The organism is Streptomyces sp. NPDC090499 (assembly GCF_044769305.1).
Taxonomy (GTDB): Bacteria; Actinomycetota; Actinomycetes; order Streptomycetales; family Streptomycetaceae; genus Streptomyces.
This window is the reverse complement of the sequence record NZ_JBIVXP010000011.1, coordinates 297,952-307,755: the sequence shown is the minus strand read 5'-3', so window position 1 is coordinate 307,755 and position 9,804 is coordinate 297,952. Positions and strand designations below refer to the sequence as shown.

The 9,804-nt window shown below is 70.7% G+C and carries 6 protein-coding genes; 5 read left to right on the top strand and 1 reads right to left on the bottom strand.

Annotated elements, in window-relative coordinates; all coding sequences use genetic code 11:
* Positions 1 to 278: 278 nt before the first annotated feature.
* The 4 genes from ACIQVL_RS34720 to ACIQVL_RS34705 all read left to right on the top strand — a co-directional run bounded on the left by ACIQVL_RS34720 (position 279) and on the right by ACIQVL_RS34705 (position 7,013).
* Complete coding sequence (locus ACIQVL_RS34720; protein WP_403437347.1) at positions 279 to 1,403, top strand: LCP family protein; 1,125 nt, start codon at positions 279 to 281, stop codon at positions 1,401 to 1,403.
* Between the two features lie 242 nt (positions 1,404 to 1,645).
* Positions 1,646 to 3,355 (top strand): LCP family protein, encoded by a 1,710-nt coding sequence (locus ACIQVL_RS34715; protein WP_403477317.1) that lies wholly within the window; start codon positions 1,646 to 1,648, stop codon positions 3,353 to 3,355.
* A gap of 230 nt (positions 3,356 to 3,585) precedes the next feature.
* Positions 3,586 to 5,223: an LCP family protein gene (locus tag ACIQVL_RS34710; protein WP_403477316.1), complete on the top strand. Its 1,638-nt coding sequence runs from the start codon at positions 3,586 to 3,588 to the stop codon at positions 5,221 to 5,223.
* A 239-nt stretch (positions 5,224 to 5,462) separates the two neighbouring features.
* Positions 5,463 to 7,013 carry an LCP family protein gene (locus tag ACIQVL_RS34705; RefSeq protein WP_403477331.1) on the top strand — a complete coding sequence of 517 codons (1,551 nt, stop codon included), beginning with the start codon at positions 5,463 to 5,465 and terminating at the stop codon, positions 7,011 to 7,013.
* An 18-nt stretch (positions 7,014 to 7,031) separates the two neighbouring features.
* Here ACIQVL_RS34705 and ACIQVL_RS34700 read toward each other — a convergent pair whose 3' ends face one another.
* Positions 7,032 to 8,069 carry a glycosyltransferase family 2 protein gene (locus tag ACIQVL_RS34700; protein WP_403477315.1) on the bottom strand — a complete coding sequence of 346 codons (1,038 nt, stop codon included), beginning with the start codon at positions 8,067 to 8,069 and terminating at the stop codon, positions 7,032 to 7,034.
* Positions 8,070 to 8,318: 249 nt separating this feature from the next.
* Between ACIQVL_RS34700 and ACIQVL_RS34695 the strand changes: the two genes are divergently transcribed.
* On the top strand, positions 8,319 to 9,716 hold the full coding sequence (locus ACIQVL_RS34695) for an LCP family protein (protein ID WP_403437341.1): 1,398 nt from the start codon (positions 8,319 to 8,321) through the stop codon (positions 9,714 to 9,716).
* Positions 9,717 to 9,804: the final 88 nt, after the last annotated feature.

The following is a 9,804-nucleotide window of genomic DNA, read 5'->3' as shown; positions in this document are numbered from 1 at the left end:
GGTCCTCGGCTGCGAGCCGGCGGGGGCCGTTCCTCGGCTGCGAGCCGGCGGGGGCCGTTCCTCGGCTGCGAGCCGGCGGGGGCCGTTCCTCGGCTGCGAGCCGGCGGGGGCCGTTCCTCGGCTGCGGGCCGGTGGGGGCCGTTCGCGCAGTTCCCCGCGCCCCCGAGAACGTGGGACCAGGCACCGGCATGAGCAGCCGGACGCCCCTTGGTGGGGCTGCTCACCCGCGTGGACCAGTTACCCCGGCTTCGGCTCTCGTCCCAGGGCACTGTTGAGGAGTGACCGACGTCGTAGGGGCATCCGCCACCGGGTCCGGGCTTGCCCGGCGGCGGCGCCGGCGTTGGGCGAGAGGGGTGGCGCTCGGGGTCGGTGTGGTGCTCGTCGGGGCTGTCGGCGGCGGCTGGGCGCTGTACGCCAAGCTGAGTCACAACATCACCGCCGACGAGGCGGCCGAGGCCGAGCTCGCCCGGTACGAGCGCGAGCGGCCCACCGCGCTGGTGCGGGGCGCGCAGAACATCCTGCTCATCGGGTCGGACACCCGCGCCGGGGACGGCAACGGCCGCTACGGCAAGGACTCGGGCACCGAACGCTCCGACACGACCATCCTGCTGCACCTCGCCCGCGACCGGCGCAGCGCCACCGCGGTCTCGCTGCCCCGGGACCTGATGGTGCACGTGCCCGGCTGCCTGCGCGCGGACGGGCGACGCACCGAGCCCTCGTTCACGCTGTTCAACTCGGCCTTCGAGGTGGGAGGTTCGGCCTGCACCGTGCGTACCGTGGAGAAGCTCACGGACATCCGCGTCGACCACTACGTCGTCGTCGACTTCAACGGGTTCAAGGACATGGTCGACGCGATCGACGGGGTGCAGGTGTGCCTGAAGAAACCGATCGACGACAAGGCGGCGAAGCTGCGGCTGCCCGCCGGACGGGTCACCCTCGACGGAGAGCAGGCGCTCGGGTACGTGCGGGTGCGCAAGTCGCTCGGGGACGGCAGTGACACCGGGCGGATGGACCGCCAGCAGCAGTTTCTCGGGGCACTCGTCAACAAGGTGCAGAGCAGCGACGTACTGCTGAATCCGGCGAAGCTCTACCCGCTGCTGGACGCGGCGACCTCCGCGCTCACCACCGATCCGGAGCTGGCCAGTCTGCGCGGGCTGTACCAGCTGGTCCGCGGGCTGCGGGACGTCCCGACCGACCAGGTGCAGTTCCTCACCGTGCCGCGGGAGCCGTATGTGTACGACTCCAACCGGGACCAGCTGGTGGCGGGCAAGGCCGACGCGCTGTTCGGGCTGCTGCGGGCCGACCGGCCGGTGAAGGTCGCCAGGAAGAGCGCTTCCGCCGCCGAGGACTCCTCGGCGTCCGCGTTTCGCGGTAACACCGCCGCCGAGGACAGGTGCGAGTAAAGCACGCGCCAAGGCGGCGAACTTCCGTGCCGTTCATTGTCAGTTAAATGAGATGGATTGCCCGGTTGTAGGGACGATGAATTTGTCACTGGCGTCACTCGACGCTGAACTGGGCGGATAGTGTGAGCGCTCCGGTGCATCCGGCCGCGAGGTCCGTCCTGGGGTCGCGCACCGCGAAACGTGACCGAGCGCCTTGGTGGGGGGAAGGCGCCGCGTGGCCCCGACGGAGGATTCGGACAACCGTGGACGCGCAAGGCCGTGGGCGGGCGGACAACATCGATCCCGCAGACCAGTGGGTGCTCAATCCGAACACCGGTGAATACGAACTGCGACTGACACCTTCCGCACCGCAGTCGCCGGTACCCGGACCGCGCAAGCCGGCCCCGCCGGGCGCGGGCGGCACCCGGGAGACCTCTGCCCCGGAGATTCCGGGGCAGCGCAGACGGCGTGCCGAGCCCGAGCCGCCGGCGGGACGGCGCTCGCGGCGGCAGCCGGTGAAGAAGAAGTCGAAGGCCAAGAAGGTCCTGCTGTGGACCGGCGGGACCATGGCCTTCGTGCTGGTCGCCGCGTCGGCCGCCGGCTACCTCTACATCAAGCACCTCAACGACAACATCACGTCCGTCTCCGACGACGGCGCGAGCACCGGTGGCTTCAGCAAGGACAAGGCCATCAACCTGCTGATCATCGGTACCGACAAGCGGACGGGCTCGGGCAACGAGGGCTACGGGGACGCCGGCAGCGTCGGGCACGCCGACACCACGATCCTGCTGCACATCTCCAAGGACCGCTCGAACGCCACCGCGTTGAGCATCCCGCGCGACCTCATCGTCGATGTGCCCGACTGCCAGACGCAGCAGTCGGACGGGAGCGAGAAGGTCATCGCGGGCACCGAGAACGTCCGCTTCAACACCAGCCTCGGCCAGGACGGCCGTACCGCCAGCTGCACCGTGCGCACGGTGACCGAGCTGACCGGGGTCCAGGCCGACAACTTCATGGTGGCCGACTTCAACGCGGTCAAGACGCTGACCGACGCGGTCGGCGGGGTCGAGGTGTGTCTCGCCAAGGACATCGACGACTCGGACTCGCACCTGAAGCTGTCCAAGGGCACCCACAACATCTCCGGCGAGACCGCGCTGGCGTTCGTGCGCACCCGGCACTCGGTCGGCTTCGGCGGCGACCTGAGCCGGATCCAGCTCCAGCAGCAGTTCCTGAGCGCCCTGATGCGCAAGCTCAGCTCCAACTCGACGCTCACCAGCCCGACCAAGCTGCTGAAGCTGGCCGAGGTCGGCACCAAGGCACTCACCGTCGACTCCCAGCTGGACAGCATCGGCAAGCTGAAGGACCTCGGTCTGGAGCTCGGCAAGCTCAACCCGAAGAACCTGACCTTCACCACCATCCCGGTGCTGGACAATCCCGCGGAGAAGGTGAAGGCGACCGTCGTGCTCAACGACACGAAGGCGCCCGCCGTCTTCCAGGCCATCAAGGACGACGTCTCCTTCACGGCCGTCAAGAAGAAGCAGGCGCAGGCCAGCAAGGACGCGGCCGCGGCCCGCCTGGAGGGCAGCAAGTCCGCGGCCTCCGCGGTGCGGGTGCGGATCCTCAACGGCGGGGCCCCGCCCGGCAGTGCCCAGGAGACCCTCAGCTGGCTGCAGAACCAGGAGGGCGTCCTCAAGTCGGAGAACGCCGGCAACGCGGACGCCGAACTCGGCAAGACCACCCTGGAGTACGCCCCCGACCAGGCCGACCAGGCGCGTGAACTGGCCAGTCTCATGGGGCTGTCCGGCTCCGCGATGAAGCCCGGCAAGAGCGTGGTCAACTCCCAGGGCCTGCCCGCGATCACCCTGACACTGGGCAAGGACTTCCAGGGGGCGGGGGTCTCCCTCACCACTCCGACAAAGGCGCCGGACGTGGACAGCAAGACGACGGCGGACAAGGTGACCTGCGCCAAGTAGGGCGGCGCGACGAAGAGTTACCCGGCATGACCGCCAAGTAACAGCGAATAAAGAGGTAACCCTATGGGTCCGTCACGCGTCTAACCGGGCGCGGGGCGGACCCGTGTGGTCCGTGTGGCGTCCGACGGGGGGCGTGGCGGCGGGCCTGTGCGCGCAGGGCGCAGGGTGGGGAGGGCAGGGCGTTGACACAGAGCGATGTGCGGGGGGAGGTGCCTGCGGTCGAGGACACGATGTCCCTCGCACCGAAGGCACACAGAACACCGAAGGCACGCAGAGCACCGGAGGCGCCGGAGGCCCCCGGCGCGCCGGGCGGCACCGGCGGCGGGTCCCGCAAGGGCGGCCCGAACGGCGGCCCGGCCGGACGCGGACGTCGCGTACTGCGCTGGTCGGCGACCGTGCTGTCGGTGGTGATCCTCGGTACGGCCGGTGCCGGTTACCTCTACTACCAGCACCTGAACGGCAACATCCAGAAGGGCGAGCGCGACATCGGCGACGCCAAGGCACGGAAGTCCGCGGCCAACGCGGCCGGTCAGACGCCGCTGAACATCCTGCTGATCGGCTCCGACAGCCGTAACTCCGACGAGAACGTGAAGCTCGGCGGCGCCAAGTACGACCGGGGCAGCCCGCCGCTCGGCGACGTGCAGATGCTGATCCACCTGTCGGCGGACCGGAAGAGCGCGGCGATGGTGAGCATCCCCCGGGACACCCGCGTCGACATCCCCAAGTGCACGGACCCGAAGACCGGCAAGGTGTACCCGGCGACCAACACCATCATCAACGAGTCGCTGGCCCGCGGCGGCGCCGGCTGCACGCTGGCCACCTGGGAGAACCTCACCGGGGTCTACATCGACCACTGGATCACGATCGACTTCGCGGGCGTGGTGAACATGGCGGACGCCATCGGCGGCGTCGACGTCTGTGTGAAGCAGAACGTGTGGGACCGGCCGACGGCCGCGGTGTCCGGCGGCTCCGGGCTGAAGATGACGGCCGGCACGCACAAGGTGCAGGGCGAGCAGGCCCTGCAGTGGCTGCGCACCCGGCACGCCTGGGGCAGTGACCCGCTGCGGGCCAAGGCCCAGCACATGTACCTCAACTCGATGATCCGGACGCTGAAGGGGCAGAACGTCTTCACCGACACCGGCAGGCTGATGAACCTGGCGGAGGCGGCCACCAAGTCGCTGACGGTCTCCGAGGAGATCGGCACCCCGAAGAAGCTCTACGACCTGGGCATGCAGCTCAAGTCGGTGCCGACGGACCGCATCACCTCGCTCACGATGCCGAACATCCAGGACCCGCAGAACAAGGACCACCTCCTGCCGGACGGCACCAACGCCGACAGGATGTGGCAGATGCTCCGCGACGACGTGGCGTTCGACAAGAACGGCGGTGCCGAGGAGGGCAAGAAGAAGACCACGGCGAGCACCCGGCCCACCAAGGAGCCGTCCGTCGCCGCGGGCAGCCTCGGCGTGCTGGTGCGCAACGCCACCGGTACCGCCACCGAGGCCGCGGTTCCCGGCCGGGCCCGGACACTCGCCCAGGAGCTGGCCGCCAAGGGCTACACCAGGGCCGACGCGGACACCTCGGGGGCCGCGGAGTCGGTGGAGAAGACGGTGGTCCAGTACCCGAGCGCGGACCTGCAGGGCGACGCCCAGGCGGTCGCCAAGGCGCTGGGCATCCCCACCAGCCAGGTGCAGCAGACCACCGATGTGTCGGGCGTCACCCTCGTCGTCGGCGGCGACTGGCGGGACGGGACGGCGTACCCGAAGCAGTCCGCGCCGAAGGCCGGTGACCTGCCGGAGAACGCCGACGCGATCAACGGTTCGGACACCAAGCAGTGCATGGACGTGTACGCGCCCTACCGCTGGTAGCGGGCCGTGCCGCCGGTCCCGTACAGGATCGCTACAGGCGGCACGGTCTCTTCACACACAGGTCCGCACAGCCAGGCACAGGTAACTCCTAAGCCACTGCATGACACTGCCGCCGTGCCCAGGTGCCCAGGTGCCCGGGAGTTCCGGGTGTGGTGGCAGGTGCGAGCGGGAGGGCGGGCAAGGTGGTGCGCAGCAGTGTGCGGGGGGAGGTGTCCGACGTGGTGTCGGTCGAGGACACCATGTCTCTCACGTCCCAGGACGGCGGGGGCCGGCAGAGCGGACGCGGGGCGCAGGACGGTGACCGCCGGCGCCGCAGACGCCGGGTCGTGCGCTGGTCGGCCTCGGTCCTGGCGCTGGCCATGGCCGGCACCGCAACCGCCGGGTACCTGTACTACGAGCACCTCAACGGCAACATCAGGAAGGAGTCCCTGAACATCGGGGACTCCAAGGACCGCGCCACGAAGGCCAAGGCGAACGCGGCCGGTCAGACCCCGCTGAACATCCTGCTGATCGGCTCCGACGCCCGGGACTCCGCCGAGAACGTGAAGCTGGGCGGCGCCGCCGACATCGGCACCGCCGCCCGCGCCGACGTCCAGATGCTGCTGCATGTGTCGGCCGACCGCACCAACATGTCCGTGGTGTCCATGCCCCGCGACACCCTGGTGGACATCCCCAGGTGCACCGACGCCAAGACCGGCAAGGTGTACGCGGCCACCGCCGACACGATGACCAACGCCTCCCTGGAACGCGGCGGGCCCGGCTGCACGGTGGCCACCTGGGAGAAGCTCACCGACATCCACATCGACCACTTCATGATGGTCGACTTCTCGGGCGTGGTGTCCATGGCGGACGCGATCGGCGGGGTGCCGGTGTGCGTGGACGCCAACATCTACTCGCACACCTCCAGTGGCCACGGCTCCGGCCTGAAGCTGGAGAAGGGCACCACCTCCGTCAAGGGCAAGCAGGCCCTGCAGTGGCTGCGCACCCGGTACGGCTTCGAGGACGGCAGCGACATAGCCCGGACCAAGGCCCAGCACATGTACATGAACTCGATGGTCCGCCAGCTGCGTTCCAACGCCACCCTCAGCAACCCCGACAAGCTCCTGGGGCTCGCCGAGACGGCCACCAAGGCGCTCACCGTCGACACCGGTCTCGGCTCGGTCACCAAGCTCTACGACCTGAGCAAGGAGCTGAAGAAGGTCCCCACCGACCGCATCACCATGACGACGATGCCGTTCGTGTACTCCTCCGACGGCAACCGCGTCCTGCCCAGGCCCACCGACGCGGCCAAGCTGTGGCGGCTGGTCCGCGAGGACGTCGCGCTGGACGGCAAGGACAAGAAGAAGACGACGACCACCACGACGAAGGTCACCGACAGGGCGGCGGCCGACGACAGGATCGCCGTCCAGGTGCAGAACGGCACGAAGAGCAGCACCGAGACCGCCGTCACCGGCCGGGCCGCGGCCGTCACGGAACTCCTCGTCGGCAAGGGCTTCACGAAGGCGGCGGCCGACACCTCTGCGCTGCTGAGCGAGGACGAGACGCTGGTGCGCTATCCGAGCGCGGACCTGGCGGGCGACGCCCAGCGGGTCGCGAAGGTCCTGGGCATCCCCGCCGGCCAGGTGAAGAAGTCCACCGACGTCGACGGCGTCACGCTGGTCGTCGGCGCCGACTGGCGCTCGGGTACCAAGTGCACCGCGGACGACGACACCACCCCGGCGTCGGCGAACGCGCTCAACGCCTCGGACACCAAGGCGTGCATGCACGTCGACCCGGACTACACCTGGTGACGCCCGGGGTGTCGGTGCTCAGCTCGTGGCGGAGGGGCTGAGCACCGCGGGCCGGCGGGACGCGATGACCCGCTTCGCCAGCGACCTGGGGCTGGTCAGGAAGCCGTACCCCCACGACATGTGCATGGTGGCGAGGGCGACGGGGATCTGCAGCCGGGCCTTCAGCGGCAGCCCCTTGCCGGCCGGGAGGGACCCGGCGACGATCGCCGCGAGATAGCCGCCCGGGACCACGAAGCCGAACGGGGTGACCAGCGCCCCGACGACGACCCCCGCGACTATCGCGCACAGCGCCGTCGGCGGGGCGAGGTAGCGCAGGTTGATGGAGCCCTCGTGGTAGCGGGCGACCACGTGCCGCCAACGGCCGTAGTCCTTGTACTGCTTGGCGAGCGCCTTCACGCTGGGCCGCGGCCGGTACGACACCCTCAGCTCCGGCGAGAACCAGATCAGCCCGCCGGCCTCACGGATCCGGAAGTTCAGCTCCCAGTCCTGGGCGCGGATGAACTCCTCGTTGTAGCCGCCCTGTTGCTCCAGCGCCTCGCGCCGGAAGACACCGAGGTAGACCGTCTCGGCGGGACCGGCCTCCCCACCCGTGTGGAAGGCCGCGTTCCCGACGCCGATCTTCGAGGTCATGGCCGCCGCGACCGCGTGCTCCCAGTCGTTCTCGCCCTCGGCGTGCATGATGCCGCCGACGTTCATCGCGCCGGTCTCCGCCAGGAGCCGCACCGCGGTGGAGATGTAGTCCGGCGAGAGCATGCCGTGGCCGTCGACGCGGACCACGATCGGGTGCCGGGAGGCCTTGATCGCGGCGTTCAGCGCGGCCGGGGTGCGCCCGGTCGGGTTCGGGACGGTGTGCACGCGGGGGTCCTCGGCCACGAGCGCGGCGGCGATCTCGTCCGTGCGGTCCGTGGACGGACCGAGGGCGATGACGACCTCCAGCTCGCCGGCGTACTCCTGCGCGAGGATCGCTTGGACGGCCCCGCGCAGATGCCGCTCCTCGTCGAGGACGGGCATGATCACAGAGACTGCGGGGTGCCGCTCGTCGGGCTTGGCGTTCATAGGGGGCTCACGTTACCGCGAACGGGGGACACCGGTGCGCGCCGCATCGGCGCTGCCGCGGGCTGAAGGTCGTATCGGCCTACCGTGCTCACGGATCCCACGTACGGCCTCGTCCGGAGGTGTCCTTTGTCCGCCAGCCCGCCCCGGTCCCCCGCCCGGCCCGCCCCGCCGCAGCGCCGACCGCAGCCCACCCGTCAGGCCCCGCGGCCGCCGGTACGACCCGCAAGGCCCCGGCGGCCGCGCTGGGCCATGCGGGCGGTCACCACACTCTCGGTGGTGGTGCTGGCGTCGGCCGGGATCGGACACTCGGTGATGGCCGGCCTGGACGCGGACATCGCCCGGGTCGACCCCTTCAAGGACATGAAGAACCGGCCCGCCGCCGGCCACGGCATGAACGTCCTGCTGGTCGGCACCGACGGCCGCGACAAGATCACCGAGCGGGAGCGGCGGAAGTACCGGCTGGGCGGGGCGCCCTGCCACTGCACCGACACGATCATGATCGTGCACATCTCGGCGGACCGGGAGCGGGCCACCGTGGTCAGCCTGCCGCGCGACTCGTACGCCGAGGTCCCGGCCCGTGTGGACGAGACGACGCACCGCACCTTCCCGGCCCACCCCATCAAGCTGAACGCGGCCTACGCGGAGGGCGGCCCGCAGCTGACCGTCCGCACGGTCGAGGACATGACCCACCTGAAGATCGACCACTACCTGGAGGTCGACTTCATCACGTTCATGCGGACCGTCGACGTGCTCGGCGGGGTCCAGGTCTGCACCGCCCTGCCGTTGAAGGACTCCTACACCGGCCTGAACCTGTCCCCCGGCACGCACACCCTGGGCGGCGGCCAGGCCCTGCAGTACGTCCGCGCCCGGCACCTCGACGCGGCGAGCGACCTGGGCCGGATGAAGCGGCAGCAGCGGTTCCTGGCGTCGCTGATCGAGCGGGCGACGTCGAGCGGGGTGCTGCTCAACCCGATCCGGTTCCGGGACGTGACGCGGGCGGTGCTGGGGTCGGTGCGGGCCGACACGGGCTTCGGCACGGACGAACTGCTGGACCTCGGGCGGGCGATGCGCAACTTCTCCCCGTCCTCGTCCGAGTTCACGACCGTCCCCATCGGGCAGCTGGCGTACCCCGTGAAGGGCATCGGCTCGACGCTGAAGTGGGACCCGGCCGGGTCCGACCGGCTGTTCCGGTCGCTGCGCGACGACCAGCCGCTCGCACCGCCCGCGCCGGCACACGCGCCCGCGGCCGCACCCAAGCCGCAGGGGCCGCCGCCGGCGACGGTGGAGGTGGCACCGGCCACGATCCGGGTCCAGGTGGAGAACGGCACGGCCACGGCCGGGGTGGCGCGGCGGATGGACGCGGCGCTCGCGGCGACCGGCTTCGCGACGAACCACCGGCCGGTGACGGCCGCGCACCGTGACGTGAAGCGGACGGTGGTCTCCTTCGACCCGCGCTGGGACCGCTCGGCCCGCTCCCTCGCGGCGGCCCTCCCGGGCAGCGAGCTGCGGGCCGTGCCGGGTCTCGGGCCGGTGCTGCGGGTGACGGTGGGGGCGGACTTCAAGGGTGCCGTGCGGAAGGTGCGGGTGGACGAGCCGGCGCCGCAGGGAGAGGCCGCCGTCATCAAGGGCGACGAGAAGGTCTGCTGAGGGTCGTGTTCCGGCCGCGGGCCGGTGGCCCGTGAAGGAAGGGGCGCTGCGGTGCGCCCCTCACGGGCGCTGGGGGTACCCCCGGCCG